The sequence below is a fragment of the Gluconobacter sp. OJA genome, assembly GCF_039638325.1.
GTDB classification, from domain to species: domain Bacteria; phylum Pseudomonadota; class Alphaproteobacteria; order Acetobacterales; family Acetobacteraceae; genus Gluconobacter; species Gluconobacter cerinus.
In genome coordinates this window covers 1-19,018 of the sequence record NZ_JBDIWI010000005.1, presented here as the reverse complement: position 1 = coordinate 19,018, position 19,018 = coordinate 1, and the positions used below count along the sequence as shown (strand labels likewise).

Here is a 19,018-nt window from a genome sequence, read left to right as displayed (position 1 = left end):
GTGATGATTTCCTTCAGACGGTTCAGCAAAACAGGCGGGGCGCTCTGCGCCCTGCCCCTCCTTTTTGCAACAGGGATGGCTCACGCACAGTCGGTCACAGGCAATTCGACGTCGGGAAACTCCACCTATGGCGTGACGTGGAATATGCTCGATCCCGGTGATGACTGGGCCGCGACCATGATCAAGTCTGTCTTTCCGGTCTTCGGATCGTCCTCGACGTCCACCGGCACAGAGGCCACGGTCATCGGGACCATGCTCGGCGATCTGTCCGGCTTCGTCATGGCGTTGGCCATGGCCTTTGTTTCTTACGTCATGATGATGAACATGCACCGCTCGGCCGAGACGTCGAAAGTGCTTGGATCCAATCAGACGTCCATGAGTATCGTGCGTATGGCCTTTGGCGCCATCATGATGCTTCCGGTTGCAGGCGGCTTCAGTGCTGGTCAGGCCGCGTTCGTTCAGGGTTCGCTCTGGGGTGTTGGCATGGCGAAGACGGTCTATTCCTCCGCCGTGCAGGCGATTGGTCCGGACGGAAAAACCATCGCACAGCCCATGGTACCGGGTACGAAAACCATTGTGGCTGGCCTGATCGCCAATGAAATGTGCCGGGATCTGGTCAACCTGGCCTCGTCCAATTCCAGCCTCGTGCCAGCACCGACCGGGAGAACCGTAAAGGCCGTATCCGGCTCCGATCTGGGTATGATTACCTATCCCTATCAGATGACCACGGGAGACGGGCAGCCCGTTTGCGGCTCCGTGACGATCCAGGCTCCACGCACTGCGACGAAGATCCTGGGGATCACGGTCGATACGGCCTCTATGCAGCAGCAGATTCTGGATAGCGTTCTGGTGGGCGAGATCCGGCCGCAGGTCCAGCAGGTTGCAAACCAGTTCTGGCAAACCAAAAAGTCCTCCAGTCTTGCCCCGCTTGTAACCCTTATGACGCAGGCAACCAATGACTACACCAGCAAGCTGACGGCCAAGGCTGCCAATATCCGCCAGCAGGTTCAGGCGGCCGTCACACAGCGCAGTACCAGCTTCCAGGCGTGGAACAGCGGGACCAATGGAGACGCGGCCAACACCAAGGGCCGTCTGGATAGCCTCGGCTGGACAGGTGCGGGGGCCTACTACCTTGAGTTTGCCCGTCTCAATGGGGAAACCATGTCCCTGATGGCGTCAACGCCGACTGTCAGTGCCCCGACCTATGTGGGACTGGGCGAGGACGTTCACGGAGATATTGCGCCGATGATGCAGTCGATTGGCGCACTTCTGGCCAATATCTCCAATATGGTCGCCACGCAGGACGGCATGAATGCTCCAGGCGGAAGCAGTGACCTCTATGCCGGCGTTACTCCGAGCGGTGACGGCGCGGGGGTGCTGTCTCAGGTCGCGCGGTCTCTTCATCTGAGCGACTACACGCTCCAGACGGTCATGGCCTTCATCGAACCGTCTGGCGCTGAAGGTTACTGGACGGATCCGTTCGGCAATCTCATGGGCCTCGGGAACTGGATGATCACCACGGCCCTCCTGGTCATGGCGTCCGCAGCACTTCTTAGTTCGGACGCAGGATCGGCAGTCACAGCGGCTGGCGCGGCTCTAACCGGCAATTTCGCGGGGGCTGCTGGCATTGGTGTGGGGCATGTCGTCGTGCAGTTCCTCAGCACGCCAATCCTCACAGGCGCAATGGCGCTTCTGCTTCCGGGCCTTACACTCGCGTTCGTGCTTCCGATGATCCCCTGGGTGATGTGGATGGCGGGCGTTGCTGGCTGGCTCATTCTGGTGTGCGAAGGCGTAATCGCTGTCCCGCTCTGGATGCTGGCCCACATGACAATGTCCGGCGAAGGCCTGCATGGGCACGCGAAAGCAGGATATGCGCTGATCTTCAACGTCCTTTTCCGACCGACCCTGTTGCTGTTCGGGCTTTTCCTCGGCTACTTCGTGTTTGATGCCATGTCCTGGCTGATCCACCAGACATTCGGTGTGGCAGCAGGGTTCGTGCTGTCACATGGCTGGATCGTGACCAATCTTATTGGTGTCGTCGTCATGCTCGGCATGTATGTCACAGTTCACATCACGCTTGCTCTCATGTGCTTCAGGCTGATTGCGATCCTCCCTGAGCGTGTTCCTGCCATGATTGGCTTCCATGAAGGGAACCGCGTCGATCTGGATCAGTTTTCTAGGGACGCGGCCGTCGTTGGTATGGCTGGGACGCTGAAGGGCATCCAAAGCTCATTAACTAACGGACTGCCTGCAAAAGGAAATTCGCAACTTGCCAACTCGACTTCTGCAAAAGAAAAGCAGATGGTAGATACAACGATGAACAAAATCACCTGAACGGAGGCTGACGGTGGGAAGTGACAGCTCTGGAATGAGTGGCTGGGCAGGATACATGCTCGGGCAAATGGCAGCCGAGTCAGAGCAGTCGCGAAACCTGTTCGTCGCCAAAACGCAGCACCGGATGGTGCAAAACGGCTATGAGGTCCGTATCCAGAACCTTGTAGCAAAAGGGCAAGAGTTCCTCGACCATATCAAGTGGCAAGAAGGGATCATGAAAGAGCGTAAGGACCAGATTGCGGCCCTTGAGGCAGATCTGGCCGAAGTACGCTCCGATTTGGAGCGTCAACGTGCTCTTACGAAAGAATGGGTAACGTATGCCGATGTAGGCGACCGTAACATGGAGCGTCTGCAAAAATGGGCTGATGACGCCGAGGCGTCACTCAAGCAGTATCGCGCCCTCTACGGCCCTCTTCCAGACGCTCCAAAAAGCAGCTCTTAGTCGCATCTCACCCCGATAGGGTCTCCTTAATTCTTCAGGAGACCCATTATGCGTTCTCGTACCTCTCTTTATCTCGCCGGATCGCTGTTCCTGGCTGCACCGGCAATGGCGCAGACCCAATGTGCTGTTCCTTCCCCGCCTGCCCAAACATCAGCACCTCAAAAGGCCGCTTCGCTCGGGCCTCAGCCGACTGACGCGATCCAGCGACTGGTCCAGGCAGGCAGCGAGATCCTGTGGGCAGAGCCACAGCACGGCCTCCAGACTGGCGTTGCTCACGGCGATAACCAGCTTCTTGTGTTCTTCACACCGGAAAATCACAGCTTCATTATTGGCGGGACGCTCATTCCCGTCCCCTATGACCGTCTTCATGAGTTGATGGGCAAGCGGGCGACAGATCTTGAGGTCTGGCGCGGCACCAGAGGCATGTTTGTGCGCAATGGCGACCGTTTTCAGGTTGTCTATGCGACGCCAGACGGTCAGGCCGCGATTGCGGGCACAATATGGGATACCGCAGGCAAAAACGTCACAAGGCAGCAGATCCGCTATATCCCCGGGGCAGTCCCCACGGTTCGGATCGACGTCCCGGAAGGTGGAAAGGCCCCGGCCGGTTCGTTGTCCGAGCAGATCTATGCCGGTGTGGTCGGCCAGAAGGGTGCGCCGGAAGTGATCATGTTTATTGATCCGCGCTGCACGTTCTCGATCCGCGCCATGCAGCTCCTTCAGCCCGCCGTTGACAGTGGGAAGCTACGTTTGAGGGTCGTGCCGCTTTCGCTCCTGGACTATGAGGATGGCGGCGCAAGTACGCGTTACGCCAAGGCCATGACCTCGCTGCCTACGGATGCGAGTATGGTTCAGGCCTGGACGTCTGGCGGCCTCTCGAATGTGCTGGATCACCCGTCTCCTGAAGCGCAGTCTCGACTTGATGCCAATATGGCAGCCGCTAAAGCGGTATCGCTGACGGGCACACCGACCTTTTTCTGGAAGCATCATGATGGGTCTCTGGGGCGTCTCGACGGCGTGCCTCCAGACCTGAACAAGTTCCTGACGGATGTCAGCCAGTGAGTGGGGCGAGCGAAAAGAAGGGAGTCCTGGCCAAGACAGGCCGGGCAGCCCGGTTTGTTGTAGGCTCTCCATCCGTCGCAGTCGGGGCCACGAGTATTCGGGATGGCTACAGTCTGCTTCGGACACTGTGGGGCATTGTCCGGAGAAAGCCTGAAGCGGAAGACGGGTTTCGCGTTGATGATTCGGGCCGCATCGACATTGTTGCGACGGCAGAAGTGTACGATGTCAGTCCGGCCGCAGTAGAGATCTATCTCCAGAACCAACAGGCCAGGACGTATCAGCGCGCCTGGGCCGCAGCCCTCATCGGGGCTTGCCTTCTTGCAGCGTGGATCATTGTCGGCCTCAGCGGGTTATGGCGGAGTCAGACGCTTGTGACTGCGATCGAGATGACGCCGTTCTGGTTCGCCCTGGGGCTCTATATTCTGCAGAATGGGTGGATGAACTGGCAGTTTCGTCAGCGGAGGAAGGCTGGGATGCTGGCCTATATCAGAGAGGCCGACTCCCTTTTTCCTCGACGGTCCTGAAGCAGGTAGCGGCCCCAGAGGGCCGCTTTTCTTTTAGAAGGTTCCGGGCGGGTGTGTGGAGTTGTTGTTAGGGCCACCGACGGCCCAGGCCGCGTGCTCATAGTCTTCACGGCCTCCCGAATTGCGGGGATCTTCCACCTTTACGATATGACCTTGCCGATCATAGACGGGGGGCGCCCAGACCGCTCGGGCTGATCCATAGGCCGCCCCTGGCTCGTAGCGAGCATGTTTAAGTGGAGGTGGCTTGGGACCATGGCCATGATCGGCCGAGACGTTGCCTGAGCAGGCCGCCAAAGCAAAAAGGGTGATTACAGGGAGGAAATGCAGTTTCATTGACCAGTCTCCGTTTCGATGTCACGAAGACTGGCACGCTCATCTGCGACTAAGACGAGAAACGCAGCTCAAGCTTTGAAATCGAAGATTGATTCTTTATGAGCGACGCAGAGCTCTCCGGCCCTACCAGCTTCAAACGCACTGAATTTCTTCAGACATTCGCCTTTGAGTTTGAGAAATACGGTATCGACACAATCCAGATTTTTGAGCTTACTCACATGGCGCTCACACTCTTCGACTTGACTAACGTAGTCGTTTATCAAAGTAGACGAGGTAAAGGTCATTCCAGACATAATGGCGAGAGTGTGAATAACGCTATCAACACAAGATTGTGTTCGAGCGCAAAAGGATAATGCATCGAAGCTAGTAATTAGAGAACCTGACTGATTACTCTCTTGCCTTACAACCGAACCCATCCGACACCTTTACAACTACTAGACGAACCCGAGGCCAGATCGTACCAGAGTTCTGGATACAGTCTCTTTATGGACTTTATCTGCTCTCTCTTCCTTTTCGCTCTAGCACGGGCTCACGCAAAGAAAAAAGGTTTCCTTAACGAATTGTGAAAAAAAATTACGGAAGGCCGCTTTTGTTCTCATCACTCCCTTGCGAGCGTGGAACAGACTCATGTTACAGATGAAAGTCGCAGATCATTGTGGCGATGTCTCAGCGGCCGGGAGACTCTGAAAAGGGCCTTTCTTTCTCGCTACAGGAGAAGCATAAAGGCAAATCGCCTATTTGGGCTTGAAGAAGGAATTGTTTGAGTGAGTTAGCCAGAGCCCAGATACGTTTAAGGCCCCGCTTTCACGAGGCCCTAAGAACGTAGTCCCATCGGTCGCCAAACCGATTGAACTGGATTGAAATTTCTTCCGCTGATTTTTCAATCCTACATTTCAGCTTCGAATGCAAGAGTTTCTTGCAAACGGGAGTGGCTTGTTTGAAGGGTTGGAAAGCAGGGCTTCGGAAACCCGAAATCCTGAGAAGTTTTCCATGACCTGTTCTCTTTCGCATGACCCCCATCAGGCTGGGGTGAGACGCATCACTCCAGCCATGATCCTGGCCGAAATGCAGTGTGAAGCCCTGCCCCGCAGCGGTGCCACCAAGGCGCAGATCCTAAGCGCTTTGCATACAGAGCCCCGGGCGCTTGGCCTTCAGCCGCGCCAGTCCGATCTGCTTGGCTTTCTGATCAGCCGCACGAAGCCAGTGGACTGGGAAGACGACAATCTCACCATCTGCTCTGTACGCAATCGCGACATCTGCGAGCGCTTTGGGATCGAGAGATCCACGGTCAAGCGTTGGCTTCGCGGCCTCAGCGAATTGGGCTGGATCATCATGCGCGATAGCCCGAATCAGCAGCGCTGGCTAAGGCGCGAGGGCCGCAATGGTGCGATCCTTGAAGGGTATGGGTTCGATCTGTCGCCGCTGTCTCGCCGCTATGATGAAATGCTCCAACGCGTCGAGGCCTTCAGAGAGCGGGAGCGCGAAGGAAAGCGTCTGCACAAGCGGGCGATGGTGTTAGGCCGCCGCATTACGGCCCTTTGCGCTACGGCCCTGGAGACGACGGCTGACAGGCCGACGGTCATGAGCATCCAGCAGAACGGGCATCAGCTCCTGGCGTTGCGTGGCAATGACCACGACCTGGACATCCTGTCGCCGCTGGTTGAGCAGATGGAGGGTTTGGTCGAGCGTCTGGAAGCCATGATTGCGGGGGCTGACCCTGTGGAAATGGACCCCATGGGGCGCACTGATGGATCCCACAATACTAATACAAACCCAAATACTATAACTAAAGTTACTGTAAGCGGAGCCGGCTGCGCCGGCATTGGCATAGAGGAAGGAGTAGTTGGGTCTGACAGCGCCTCCCCTCCCAAGGCCTCACCGCTTCGGGGCTTCAAGGCCGGACCGAATTTCCTTCTCCAGCTTGTTCCTGAATTGCGAGATCTCTGCGCCAGCAGTCGCCCACATGAGGCCGAACTGATCGAGGCCGTCGAGATGCTGACAGGTTCTCTGGGAATTTCCTCTCATGCCTGGCGCCAGGCGTGCAGCGTCATGGGCCGATACGAGGCCGCCGTCGCCGTCTGTGTGATTTCCGCGAAGTCCCGCAAAGGGAAAGTGCGGTCGGCTGGTGGCCTGCTTCGGGCCATGATCGAGCGTCACCTTGACGGCAAGCTTGTTCTGGACCGTACCCTCTATGGGCTTGCGTCGGACCTTTCGACTGATCGGACTTACCATTGATGCCTCAGTCGCAGACTGAGCTGGCAGATTGGGCGAGTGAAAGGAGAACTGTATGTTGGCACATGAAGAACAGGACACAGCATCTGCTGAGACCACCGTTCAGACCGGAGGAATTGCAGCGGATCGCCTGAGATCCATCATTGAGCGGGTTGAACGCCTGGAAGAAGAACGAAAGGCGTTGGCCGGAGACATCAAGGACATCTTCAGCGAAGCCAAGTCGGCCGGGTTCGACGTCAAGATCATTAAGCAGATCCTGAAGCTTCGGAAAATGGAGCCTGCCCAGGTTGAGGAACAGGAAACCCTTCTGGACATCTATCGTCGTGCTTTGGGAATGTGACTTACTGGTGTGTCCATTGCGGACACACCTTAAAGGAGAAGCCAGATTTTCACGCCAGCAATGACGGCAATGTCCTACCGTGTGGCTATGGTATCCGGGATTGTTGGGATCAGTCTGATCTTGGCCGGGTATGCGCGGGTGAAATATCTGCGGTCTAACCCATCCCCGTCAGGCCTGTCGTCTGCGGCGGTTGAGCGAGTTCTTCTGATTGTTTTCTACGGGTCGCTCGTCAACATCGCCGTCGCTTTGCTCACCCTCTGAGCGTGGTTGCCAGCCAATCCGCTAAAGAGTCGGAAGCGATAAGAAGATGTTCTGGACAGGGCGCAGTCCCGTTACTACGCCTGCACCTCAAAGGATCTTGCGTCCTGTCAGCTTTAGCCACCACGTTGACCATGGCAGAAGGCATGGAACATCAGGATGCATTCTGGACACGGCTGAAGGCTGCACATAGGCGCAAACTGGCGTTCTGGTCGTTGGTCTCCGATCCGTAAGTGTGGTTTTTCCGAAAAAGTAGGTGGGCCTGCATGACACACAAACTTTATTGCCATCCGACCAGCGTGTGGATATACTTTCGACATATCCCGCATGGAGGTTAGGATGCTCACCCGCACGACGCTCTTTCTGTCCAATCGCTCTCAGGCCGTGCGCCTTCCCAAAGCAGTGGCGTTTGATGTCAGCCTAAAAGACGTGGTGATCATCCCGGATGGTCCGCGTCGCATCATCGCCCCGGCAAATGTTGCATGGGACGATTTTTTTGCTGCTTCGGGCACTCCATTGCCTGAGCGCGACCAGCCCGGAATGCAGGAGCGCGAAAGCTTCTGATGCTCCGTTATCTTCTGGATACAAACTTTTGTATTCGCGTCTTGCGTGATCGTCCACAAGGTCTGCGCGAACGTTTCAATGATAACGCTGAGGCGCTCTGCATCTCCGACGTTGTCCTTTACGAGCTTCTTTATGGAGCTGAAAAGTCTCAGAATCCGCTCAAGACCCGGCGTGAAGTCGAGCATTTTGCAGCCCGTCTGTCTGTGTTGCCGTTTGATGATGATGCCGCAGTCCATACAGCGGAAATCAGGGCATCCCTGGAAACGCGTGGCTGTGTCATCGGTCCGTACGATTTGATGATTGCCGGTCATGCGCGAAGCAGGGGGCTTGTCGTCGTGACCGGAAACCTACGAGAATTTACCCGTGTAAATGGGTTGCGATCTGAGGATTGGACGGCAGATTAGGGGGGGAGGGCTGGAGGTCGGCTATTAGGCCGTAAGAATAGAGGAACTGCCATATGGTGAGGTCGACACGGGAGGTCACTTCACGTTGGAGCAGGCATTCAACAGACAGATGGTAAGCGTGCCGAAAGCACGGAGTATTGACCTAGGACGCATCCGGTCTAAGCAGAATTGTAAATTTTCTCTCTCCATTATCGCCATGCAGTGGCTTACACGATTGAATAAATCTGGGTAAAGTAAGACGGATATTATGTGGAAATTGTTCAATGTCATCATCCACCTTCTCGCCGTCCGATAACTTTAGTCCGCCAAGAGAGAACCGCTTATACCCGGAGCTATTTGCGCTCCATAAAGAAATTCATGATTTTTCCAAAAATTTAAATGATTTCTTACGTCTTCTGGAAATCCAAAAAAGAATAATAACTTCAATTTCTGAAGCAGAAAAAGAGATCCAATCTTCAAAGAAGGCTAGGCGCGATCCGAAAGACTGGCAGTATATAAGATACAACTTCTTGTGCCTTGGGGATTGCTTAGCGTTTCTCTACATGGACAGATTTGCATTGAAGCAAACATATTTTAATGTCGAGACATACGAACCCAAGCCGAGTGGTGGCTTCATCTCAGGTAAATCTGGTTATGAATACGAGATGAAGTGTCTGGAAACGGTTATTTCCCTCAATGTTCCTGCGGTTCTATGTGATATTACCAATGTGCTTCGTTACGGAGATATTTGCCTGCTGGGAGGCAATGACCCGTCTTTTATTGAAGTCAAATCATCTAATACGAAAGATCGTCGTGGTAGACGTCAACAGAAGAAGCTTCAAACGCTATGCGATTTTCTAATCTCTGATCGTGCAGAGAACTTTCGTGGTCACCACGGTGTAACTATTAGGTCGGAAATATCGAATACTCCGATATTGTATGCAGATGAAATGCAAGCGGCTGTTGAAGAGGCAATTAAGGTAGGCTCAACGAGCTTTGAAATCGATGAGTGCCTGAAAGTCGTTGTAATCGCAGACGGAAATGTAAATTCTGATTACGGAAATCTCTTTGAAAAAAGAGACTTATCCAGATCCCTGTTTGTTTTTGTTAATGAAATAAAAACAAACATGTCGTGGGGTTCCTATTACCCATACCCTTTGACTTTTTCAGAGCCCACTCATTTTGAAGCCTTTATCCGAGGTGAAGTTCACATTATTACTTCCCTCAACATAGACGCATTCGAGAAAAAACTAGCCCCCGAGCATGTCTCGCTGACCTTTGAAGAAAATGGATGTGAAATCCAGTGTCACATCCATTTTTCTGATTTCCTCGTTGATGGCGAAAAAGCACACTTCGTAATCAGCGAGCATATGTTGTGCCGTATATGGACAGATTTTATACGCCCAAGATGGGTTATTGAGAATGCTATCTGTTTGATAAGAAATATTCCTGATGTAATGTTGGCGCACCCAAACTCTGATGATCAGCGTAAATAGTATAGAAAGAGATATAAAATACAACAAATACGACTATATAAAATATAAATCAATCAAAGAAAAATTAGTGATAAAGTGCCTTTATAGCATAATATTAGATTGAGAAATGATTTTACTGTATGGAATTTTATCATATTTACTGAATCACTGTTATTGTTTGATTAACTTTATTTATTTGGATTTGGTTCAATCCGACGCTTCACCTTTGGACAAATCGTGTCAGCTATGTGGAAATATGTTGCTTACAGCGTATGTCTGACATGAGGCAATTCTGTTGAAAAAGTCGCTTGCTGTACTGGGCGGATAGGGTCTTGTGAGGAGCTTAATGCTCCTTTTTTCCTTCAGGTGGCCCGCTGGAGGGAGCTGACTGGCATCAGCTTTGCCATTTTGCGCAGGTTCTGGGCGGTTGCGGCGAGGAGGAATTCATCTCTGGCACCATTTGGACCTCGTAATCGCAGTCGATCCAGTTTGAGTATGCGTTTGAGATGCGCGAACAGCATCTCAACCTTTTTCCTCTGTCTTCGTGATGTCACGTAAGCATCGGTTTGGGCGATATCCCGCGCCATGTCGCGAGCGCCTTCATGCACGGACCGCATGATCTTGCGGGCAGGTGTATTCGGAGTGCAGCGCTGCCGGAATTCACATCCACTGCAGTCCTTTACGCGGGCTCGGTAACGAATGAAGCCATCCTTGTCGACACGGGAACGGGGTGTTGTGAAGTTCCGATTGGATGTGCGGAGTTGATGACCACCCGGGCAGGTATAAAAGTCATTCTCATGATCGAATGTGAAATCAGACCGTGCAAACGTCCCGTCGTTGCGGGCTGACTTGTCAAACACAGGAATGTGCGGTTCGATCCCTTTGTCCTCTACCAGCCATGCGAGGTTTGCGGCATCACCATAAGCACCGTCTGCAGCCAGGCGTTCGGGCCATAAACCAAAGATATGCTGTACCCGTTCAGTCATGCGACGTTGTGCCGTGACTTCCGCCTGACGCACTGATGTCGTGGCCTCAACATCGACAATAACAGCATGCCTGAGGTCGATCAGATAATTGGTGCTGTATGAAAAGAAAGCCTGATTGGGCGTGGCTGCAGAATAGCGTGCAGCAGGATCTGTGGGAGATAGCCTTTTAGGGACAACGGGTGTCGACGCACCGAATGCGGCATCGTCAAGAACGGCAAGATATTCTTTTACGGCACGCCCTGCCGCATCAGGAGGAAGACCTTCGTCTCCCGGCACAGCCCGCTGTCGATTGGCATCCGCCCGGATCAGGCTGGCATCCACGGCAAAACCTTCCCCACCGACCAGGCCCGTCTCGATACAGCGCCGGACGGTCATCTCGAACACTTCGCGCAGAAGGTTGCTTTCACGAAAACGGCCATGTCGATTCTTTGAAAATGTGGAGTGGTCAGGAACAGTCCCATCCAGACCCAACTGGCAGAACCATCGATAGGCGAGGTTCAGATGCACTTCTTCGCACAGGCGTCGTTCAGAACGGATGCCCATGCAGTAACCGATCAACAGCATCCGGATGAGAAGCTCGGGATCAATCGAAGGTCGCCCCATTGTACTGTAAAACGGGAAGGTGTTCTCGAATTCCAGAGAGATCAATCAGCCGGTCAATGGATCGAAGCAGGTGATTGTCTGGTACATGCTGCTCCAGACTGAACCCGTAAAACAGGGTTTCCTGAACCCCGGTTCGTTCACCCATCATTCGCCATACTCCTTGAGTGAAGATGACTGAATCAGGAAGCTATGATTATTTCAAGAGCGACTTTTTCAACAGAATCAGGCGAAAGCAGCCAACGTCTTTCAATCTGTTAACACCGGCGTGCCCTGTTTGAACCAAGCGCGTTTTATTTTGTCGCCTTCCAGCTCGTATATGCCAATGACATCCAGTGTGCCGCGCCCTTCGGGGAAGCTTCGGGTCACGACTTCACGATCTATCACTAGTCCGCCCACACCTACTCGGCTGATCAATTTGGCAAACAGATCTGGCTCTTTAAAGCGTTCAACGTGTCGCGTTCTGATGGCCTCCGCGCCCGAAGCAAGCAAAGTATCGGGCCAAGCATAAACCTCTGCATCTGGTGCCCAGCATGCCATAAAGGCTTTGATGTCACGTGCATTATAAGCATCCAACTGTCGACGGATGATTTCAGCTTGAGCGCATGACTGCGTATCGATTTCCAAGGTTATCAGCCCCTTATTTGCACAGATGGACCACTTTCATCGACGGCTGCTTTCAGGATGACGTTAACAGACTTAGAATGACCGTAAAGAGGCGAGAGGGGGTCGTTTGCGGGAGGGGGCGAAATCCTACGCTAAGCTGAGAACGCGCTTCCCATAATCCCTGAGCTCGCCCTTCGGTCCGACATATCTGTATAGAGTGACGCGCTCGATCCCGAGTTCCTTGCACAGATCGGAAACAGACGTGTCGCGCTGCGCCATGGCGGCCTGGGCGAGACGCACCTGTGCTTTGGTCAGGGCGAATTTTCGCCCTCCCTTTCGTCCGCGCGCTCTGGCTGCGGCAAGGCCAGCCATGGTGCGCTCGCGGATCAGATCCCGCTCGAACTCGGCCAGAGTGGCAAAGATACCGAACACCATGCGGCCGGATGCGGTCGTGGTGTCGATCTGAGCGCCTTTTCCGGTCAGCACACGCAGGCCGATCCTGCGGTCTGACAGATCCTTCACGGTGTTGACCAGGTGGGCGAGCGAGCGCCCGAGGCGATCGAGTTTCCAGACCACCAGCACATCGCCGTCGCGCAAGGATTTGAGGCATGCAGCTAAGCCGGGCCGATCATCGCGGCTACCGGATGCACGATCATCATAAATATTACCTGGCTCGATACCGGCGGCACGCAGGGCGTCGTGCTGGAGGTCGAGGGATTGGGAACCATCGGCTTTGGAGACGCGGGCATATCCGATCAGCATGTTTCTTAAACGTTCGTTTACGTGACATGTCAGATCTAAAGCCTTCATGAGGTTATAAGAGTATCATAACCTGTCTTACAAACTAAGTCATCTAAACCATTCAATCAAAGAATTAAGTGATTAATGTGAAGCAAAGATCGAGAACGATTTTATCGCCTGACCAGAGAGCCGTTCTCTTTGACCCTCCTGACAATTCCGAAACAATAGAACGTCTCTACGCTTTAGGGGCCGATGACATGGCCCTCCTTGCACGTCGTCGGCGTCCGGAAAACCGTCTCGGATTTGTTGCGCAGCTATGCTATCTGCGGCATCCCGGTCGCGCATTGCTACGAGGAGAGCGACCTCCAGCTAAAGTTCTGGAAATCCTCAGTCGCCAATTTGCATGCAGCATCAAGGACTTTGCAGCTTACGCCGCTCGGACAACCACTTTGCGGGAACACCGCTCCGAGATCGAGCAATACCTGGGTCTGCGAAGTTTTACGCGGGCCGATTTGCGCGACATGCTTATCCTTGGCATCGAGGTTGCGACGTCCACTGACCGGGGCATGGCAATCATGACTACCATGGTCGAGCGGCTACGACTTAAGCGGATCGTTCTGCCGACCGCCGATACACTCGAACGGGCGGCCTTGATTGCCAGAGCCCGCGCACGTCAGATAGCGTACGCGACTCTTGGATCGGATTGTACTCTCGAACAACAACGTCGCCTTCAGGCCCTCATTGCTCCGGGAGAGGGAGAGAGGACACAGATGGGCTGGATCCGCGATTGGTCTGAATCGCCGTCCGCCAGAAACCTGAAGGCCATTATTGATCGGCTGGAAAAGGTGCGCGCTGTCGGGATTGAGGCAGATCGGCGTCGTCGGATTCATGCAGCCCGCTATACGGTCATTGCGCGGACTGCGGGAATTGTCACAGCGCAGCACGTTCGGCGATTAAATCATAGCCGACAACTCGCAATGCTGATTGCCTTTGTGATTGAGATGGAAGCGACACTTACGGACGCTGCAATCATAATGGTCGAAAAGATGCTCGGTTCATTGTTCCGACGCGCGGATCGCATGCGATCAGATCGACTTCTAGGTCAGGCACGTCTGCTTAAGGATACAGCGCGAGTTCATGCGAAATTGGTCCGCTTATTGCTCCAGGCCAAAGAGGCAGCTGTCGATCCGATCGAAGTGATCCAGACACACCTGGGATGGGACCGCTTGACCCATAGTGCACAGATTGTTGAAGGCCTGACCCGTTCCAGCGAGGACGATCTGCGAGATGTTGTCGAACGTTATCCGTCCGTACGAAAATACCTCCCGGCCTGTCTCGCCGCCTTTACCTTCCGCGCTGCACGCAGCAGCGATCCACTGCTGGGCGGGATTGATTCCCTGAAGAAGATGTATCGTGAGGGTCGATCAGTCCTAGCGAAACGCGTGCCATTGTCCTTTCTCAAACCACAATGGATAAAGATCGTTTGTGTTTGTGACGGCCTAATCGATCGGCGAGCCTATGAAATTGCTGTGCTTGTCCATCTGCGGGAACGATTGGGCTCTGGCAGTATTTGGGTGGACGGTAGCCGAGCGTACCGCACACTCGACGACTATCAGTTACCCGAGGTTGTGTTTTCAACCATGCGTGCTGAGGATCGATTAGGACTGGCGGTGCCATCGTCATTTTCGGCATGGCTTGCGGATCGGCAGACCGTCATGTCGGACCGCATGACGGCTGTCGAACAGGCGGCGTCGGCTGGCACGCTGGTTGATGTGACGATCGAACGCGGTCAACTATCGGTCTCACCGCTCCGGCGATCGCCATCTGATCAGGCTGAGCTTCTCAAGGCCCGCCTGTATGGCCTGCTACCACGCATCCGGATCACCGATTTGCTTGTTGAAGTCGCCGCCTGGTCGGGTTTCACGGATTATTTTGTCCATGCTCGGAATGGTGAGCCGACATCCGACCAGGCTGCCCTGATGGGATCAATCCTTGCCGACGCCACCAATTTGGGGTTGGGCCGGATGGCCGAAAGCTCGCGCGGTTTGACTCTATCCCGACTGCGATGGACCACCGAATGGCATGTTCGCGATGAGACATATCTCGGTGCGCTGGCGGCAATTGTAAATTGTCACACTGCCCATCCGATGGCGCGTATCTGGGGTGATGGTGATGTTTCATCCTCTGATGGCCAGTTCTTTCGGGCCGGCGGTCGGGGCGAAGGGCGCGCTGACTACAATGGGCGCTACGGCACGGATCCCGGTGTCCTGTTCTACACACACGTTACCGATCGCTATACGCCGTTCCATACCAAAGTCATTGCGGCGAATGCCGGAGAAGCCGCGTATGTTCTTGATGGCTTGCTGAATCACGAAAGTGAACTGACTATTCGCGAGCACGCGACCGATACGGCCGGGGCCGTCGATCACGTCTTCGGCCCGTGTCATCTGTTGGGTTTTCGGTTCGCTCCGCGTTCCGGGATCTGAACGAGCGGCGTCTTTATAGTCTTTCTTCGCTAGCGCCCTGGCCCCCCCTACGACGGCTGGTCGCGGGTCCGATTAATGTTCGGGCTATTGAAGAGCACTGGGACGAAACTCTACGCCTGGTCGCCTCGATCCTGGCGGGCACGGTCACAGCTTCAGTCATGTTACGCAAACTGGCAGGCTATCCTCGTCAAAATCCTGTGGCCCGGACCTTGCGCGAAATTGGCCGTGTCGAGCGCACGCTGTTCATGCTCGACTGGTTCGACGACCCCGAACAGCGGCGCCGAACCAACAGTGTTCTTAACAAGGGCGAGGCACGCAACGCGCTTGCCCGGGCCGTATTCTTTAATCGTCTGGGCGAACTGCGAGATCGCACGTTTGAAAACCAGCGGCATAGGGCATCGGGTCTGACGCTTGTGACAGCAGCTATAACTTTGTGGAACACGGTCTATCTGGACCGTGCCGCTCAGCATCTTCATCAGACGGGCATCGCGGTACCCGATGACGTGCTTGCTCATGTGGCACCACTCGGCTGGGAGCATATTGGTCTCACAGGTGATTATCTTTGGGGTGAAATCGGGCAGCCGCGAGATGATTTCAGACCTCTTCGGTTGCAATCCGGTTTCTAAAATCCTTAGCGTACGTTTTCGAACAGTCTCTCACCGCTCCCCTAGATGGAATCCTGATTCCGTTGATACGATTTTTACTGCAGGAAGAAGAGTCGACGGGTTTTTCCAATGTTGTTCGTTAATCGTTAATTATTGTTTGTATTATATTAACTTATGTTTGCAATTTGACAACGTGCGATGACCATTTTAATGATTTTTATTTTAATCGACTCTCCAAAACACATTTCCCTTAGATCCTTCCTTTTGTCTGGGGAGCGCTGTTGTATCTTGAACAGGATTAACGATGACGTCTTATCTTTGGACGGGCGCTAGTAATACTGACTGGAATAATCCCAATAACTGGAACGTCACGAAAGACACGATTTTAACAACAACCACAGGCGTCCCAGGCTTAGCGGATAATGTCCTCATTATGAGCGGCAACTTGCTAAATAAGGCAGGCTACACCTACAATGGGGATTCAAATTCCATAAACAACGTCGTCAAAAACATGACACCCATACTGAGCGGCAGCACGCCAGTGACCGTTGCGAACGTAACACTCGGCGGCAATTGCGGACCCGCAACCCTGTCAACTGGAAGTACGCCCTTCATTGTGACTGGCAAGTTGCAGGATCCGCAAAGTGCGGGATTCAAGAACGCTCAGGGCGGCTCATACAGTCTTCAGGGAACGAATATCCATCTTTTCCATCTTGTGTTGGGAACAGAAGGCAAAGTATCTTACGGAACAGAAAGTACACCTGCCAAAGTCACGGTCGAATGGCTGACCGGGGCCGGTCAGAATTACAATGGCAACAATTCCGCCATGACAGTCACCAAGGGATATGACGTTAACAGTAGCGGTAGCCCGTCCTTCCAAAGCGGTAAAGACGGCAATAATAACTGGAAGATCACTTATGCTGATGGCGCTGAGAAGCGCTATTCGAATGCCTGCTTCCTGACAGGTAGCAGGATCCGCACCCTGCGTGGTGAAATGGCTGTCGAGGATATCAGCCCGACAGACAGCGTCATTGCCTGCGTGAACGGTCAGGACGTCGCTCGGGCGGTCGTATGGGCCGGAAAAGCCCATGTTGTCGTCAATGCGGCCCTCCCTGAGGAAGCTGCGGGGTATCCGGTCAGAATCGTTAAGGACGCACTGGCCCAGGGCCTTCCCTCGCAAGACCTTCTGGTGACATCGGAGCATTGCCTGTTTCTCGATGGGACTTTTGTTCCGGTCCGGATGCTCGTCAACGGCAGGTCAATTTTTTACGACACCTCGATAACCTCCTATGATCACTATCATCTCGAGACAGAAGAACATTCTGTCATCACGGCCAATGGCATTCTGACAGAAAGCTACCTCGATACCGGCAGTCGCCGCGCGTTTCGTCCTGGCGGATCTGTTGCTTCGCTTGGCATCAGAACGCTGACATGGGAACACGATGCGGCTGCCCCCCTAGACGTCAGCCGCGCGTTCGTTGAACCCCATTTTCTCAGGCTTCGTCAGAGAGCTGCGGCGATGGGCATTCCAAGTCTTACGATCGCTTGTTCCACCACCGATGATGCCGATCTGCGCCTGTTGACAGAAACTGGACACATCATTCGCCCGGCCCGCATACAGGGTGATCTCGTGATGTTTATGGTTCCGTCATCTGTAAGGAATATTCACATTCTTTCGCGAGCCAGCCGTCCAAGCAAAGCGATTGGACCGTTCATCGACGATCATCGCGAACTAGGCGTATTGATTGGCCAGATTACCCTGTTTGACTCTGTCAAGAAGGCCAAAATTGACCAGCATCTGAAAACAGAAAGTCTGTCAGGCTGGGAAGCGCGTGAGCATATTCCAGCTCGTTGGACAAATGGTTACGCAAAACTCTCTCTGAACGCGAGAACCCCTGACGGTATCGGGATGCTGGTGCTCCAGATCCTAGCCTCTGGTCCGTATGCCATTGAACAATAGAGGCCATCGTGTGGATGGTACGCTAAACAACGTTTAGAATGAACAACGATAGAACAATCAGGCTGCCCTAGGTGTTTAGTCCCGGGATTTGATGGTGTGGTATTTTCACGTGAGTGGAAGGAAGCATTATGGGACAGATACGTCATGGCAGCGCCACGACCACGCACGCCGTGCGAGCAGCAATACAGCGATCGCAGGCTTCGCTCGCGGCGCTGAGCAAGGAATTCGGGATCAACCCGAAAACAGTTGCAAAATGGCGTAAGCGCCAGACTGTCGAAGATCAGAAAACTGGCCCTAAAGAGCCTCGCTCAACGAGCCTGACAGAAACCGAAGAAGCCATGGCAGTCGCTTTTCGCCGGCATACTTTACTGCCGCTGGATGACTGCCTTTATGCCCTGCAGGCCAGCATTCCTCATCTGACACGTTCGGCCCTGCATCGCTGCTTTCAGCGTCACGAGATCTCACGGTTGCCGGACATCGAGGGAGACAAGCCCAAACGCCAGCGCTTCAAACGCTATCCCATCGGCTTTTTTCACATCGATATTGCCGAAGTCCAGACTGCTGAGGGCAGGCTGCACCTCTTCGTTGCTATCGACCGGACAAGCAAATTCGCTGTCACACAACTCGTCGGGAAAGCCGATCGGAAGACAGCCTGGGAATTCCTCGAACATCTCCTGAGTATGATCCCTTATCGGGTGCATACCATTCTGACCGATAACGGCATCCAGTTCGCTGAGCAGCCTCGTAATCGCAATACGGCGTGGTCGCGTCCCATGCGCTTCGACATGATCTGCGAAGCCCACGGGATTGAACACCGCCTGACGAAACCCAATCATCCCTGGACGAACGGTCAGGTTGAGCGGATGAACCGGACAATCAAGGAAGCAACCGTCAAACGCTTCCATTACGACAGTCATGAGCAGTTGAGGATACACCTCAACGACTTCATAGCAGCCTATAATTTCGGGCGAAGGCTCAAGACGCTGAGTGGCCTCACACCTTACGAATATGTCTGTAAAATATGGACTTCAGAGCCAGAAAGATTCATCATCAATCCAACCCATCAAATCCCGGGACTAAACACCTA

At 53.8% G+C, this 19,018-nt stretch carries 15 protein-coding genes and 2 pseudogenes; 13 read left to right on the top strand and 4 right to left on the bottom strand.

The window, feature by feature from the left end; genetic code table 11:
- The first annotated feature begins 3 nt into the window (after positions 1-3).
- From ABDK75_RS16135 to ABDK75_RS16120, 4 genes are read left to right on the top strand one after another with little or no spacing between them, the layout of a single operon-like run.
- Complete coding sequence (locus ABDK75_RS16135) at positions 4-2,334, top strand: DotA/TraY family protein (RefSeq protein WP_346006413.1); 2,331 nt, start codon at positions 4-6, stop codon at positions 2,332-2,334.
- Positions 2,335-2,368: 34 nt separating this feature from the next.
- Positions 2,369-2,776, top strand: coding sequence for a hypothetical protein (locus ABDK75_RS16130; RefSeq protein WP_211512923.1), 408 nt, complete (start codon positions 2,369-2,371; stop codon positions 2,774-2,776).
- 48 nt (positions 2,777-2,824) lie between these two features.
- Positions 2,825-3,838 carry a thiol:disulfide interchange protein gene (locus ABDK75_RS16125; RefSeq protein ID WP_346006412.1) on the top strand — a complete coding sequence of 338 codons (1,014 nt, stop codon included), beginning with the start codon at positions 2,825-2,827 and terminating at the stop codon, positions 3,836-3,838.
- Positions 3,835-4,362, top strand: coding sequence for a hypothetical protein (locus tag ABDK75_RS16120; protein ID WP_346006411.1), 528 nt, complete (start codon positions 3,835-3,837; stop codon positions 4,360-4,362). Before ABDK75_RS16125 ends, ABDK75_RS16120 begins: the two co-directional genes overlap by 4 nt.
- A 33-nt stretch (positions 4,363-4,395) precedes the next feature.
- Here the strand turns inward: ABDK75_RS16120 and ABDK75_RS16115 are convergent, their stop codons facing one another.
- Positions 4,396-4,695, bottom strand: a complete 300-nt coding sequence (locus ABDK75_RS16115; RefSeq protein ID WP_346006410.1) for a hypothetical protein — start codon at positions 4,693-4,695, stop codon at positions 4,396-4,398.
- A 990-nt stretch (positions 4,696-5,685) separates the two neighbouring features.
- Here ABDK75_RS16115 and repC point away from each other — a divergent pair.
- The 6 genes from repC (at position 5,686) to ABDK75_RS16085 (ending at position 9,968) form a co-directional block, all read left to right on the top strand.
- Entirely contained in the window at positions 5,686-6,930 is a 1,245-nt protein-coding gene (repC, locus tag ABDK75_RS16110) for a plasmid replication protein RepC (protein WP_346006409.1), read from the top strand.
- 52 nt (positions 6,931-6,982) lie between these two features.
- Positions 6,983-7,267 carry a DUF2312 domain-containing protein gene (locus ABDK75_RS16105; protein WP_061490889.1) on the top strand — a complete coding sequence of 95 codons (285 nt, stop codon included), beginning with the start codon at positions 6,983-6,985 and terminating at the stop codon, positions 7,265-7,267.
- Between the two features lie 60 nt (positions 7,268-7,327).
- On the top strand, positions 7,328-7,528 hold the full coding sequence (locus ABDK75_RS16100; protein WP_346006408.1) for a hypothetical protein: 201 nt from the start codon (positions 7,328-7,330) through the stop codon (positions 7,526-7,528).
- Between the two features lie 336 nt (positions 7,529-7,864).
- Positions 7,865-8,089, top strand: a complete 225-nt coding sequence (vapB, locus tag ABDK75_RS16095) for a type II toxin-antitoxin system VapB family antitoxin (protein WP_099213436.1) — start codon at positions 7,865-7,867, stop codon at positions 8,087-8,089.
- Positions 8,089-8,493: a tRNA(fMet)-specific endonuclease VapC gene (gene vapC / locus ABDK75_RS16090; RefSeq protein ID WP_346006407.1), complete on the top strand. Its 405-nt coding sequence runs from the start codon at positions 8,089-8,091 to the stop codon at positions 8,491-8,493. Before vapB ends, vapC begins: the two co-directional genes overlap by 1 nt.
- 263 nt (positions 8,494-8,756) lie before the next feature.
- Positions 8,757-9,968: a hypothetical protein gene (locus ABDK75_RS16085; protein WP_346006406.1), complete on the top strand. Its 1,212-nt coding sequence runs from the start codon at positions 8,757-8,759 to the stop codon at positions 9,966-9,968.
- A gap of 341 nt (positions 9,969-10,309) precedes the next feature.
- Here ABDK75_RS16085 and ABDK75_RS16080 read toward each other — a convergent pair.
- The 3 genes and pseudogenes from ABDK75_RS16080 to ABDK75_RS16070 form a co-directional block, all read right to left on the bottom strand.
- Positions 10,310-11,684 (bottom strand): annotated as a pseudogene (locus ABDK75_RS16080) (transposase).
- A gap of 98 nt (positions 11,685-11,782) precedes the next feature.
- Positions 11,783-12,160 carry a nuclear transport factor 2 family protein gene (locus ABDK75_RS16075; protein ID WP_346006405.1) on the bottom strand — a complete coding sequence of 126 codons (378 nt, stop codon included), beginning with the start codon at positions 12,158-12,160 and terminating at the stop codon, positions 11,783-11,785.
- 126 nt (positions 12,161-12,286) lie between these two features.
- Positions 12,287-12,901 (bottom strand): recombinase family protein, encoded by a 615-nt coding sequence (locus tag ABDK75_RS16070; protein ID WP_010512305.1) that lies wholly within the window; start codon positions 12,899-12,901, stop codon positions 12,287-12,289.
- A 116-nt stretch (positions 12,902-13,017) separates the two neighbouring features.
- Here ABDK75_RS16070 and ABDK75_RS16065 point away from each other — a divergent pair.
- The 3 genes and pseudogenes from ABDK75_RS16065 to ABDK75_RS16050 form a co-directional block, all read left to right on the top strand.
- Positions 13,018-15,992, top strand: a pseudogene (locus tag ABDK75_RS16065) (Tn3 family transposase).
- Positions 15,993-16,275: 283 nt separating this feature from the next.
- On the top strand, positions 16,276-17,931 hold the full coding sequence (locus tag ABDK75_RS16055; protein ID WP_346006402.1) for a Hint domain-containing protein: 1,656 nt from the start codon (positions 16,276-16,278) through the stop codon (positions 17,929-17,931).
- A 128-nt stretch (positions 17,932-18,059) separates the two neighbouring features.
- Positions 18,060-19,018 (top strand): IS481 family transposase (locus tag ABDK75_RS16050; protein WP_346006401.1); only part of this gene is annotated, 959 nt, incomplete at its 3' end.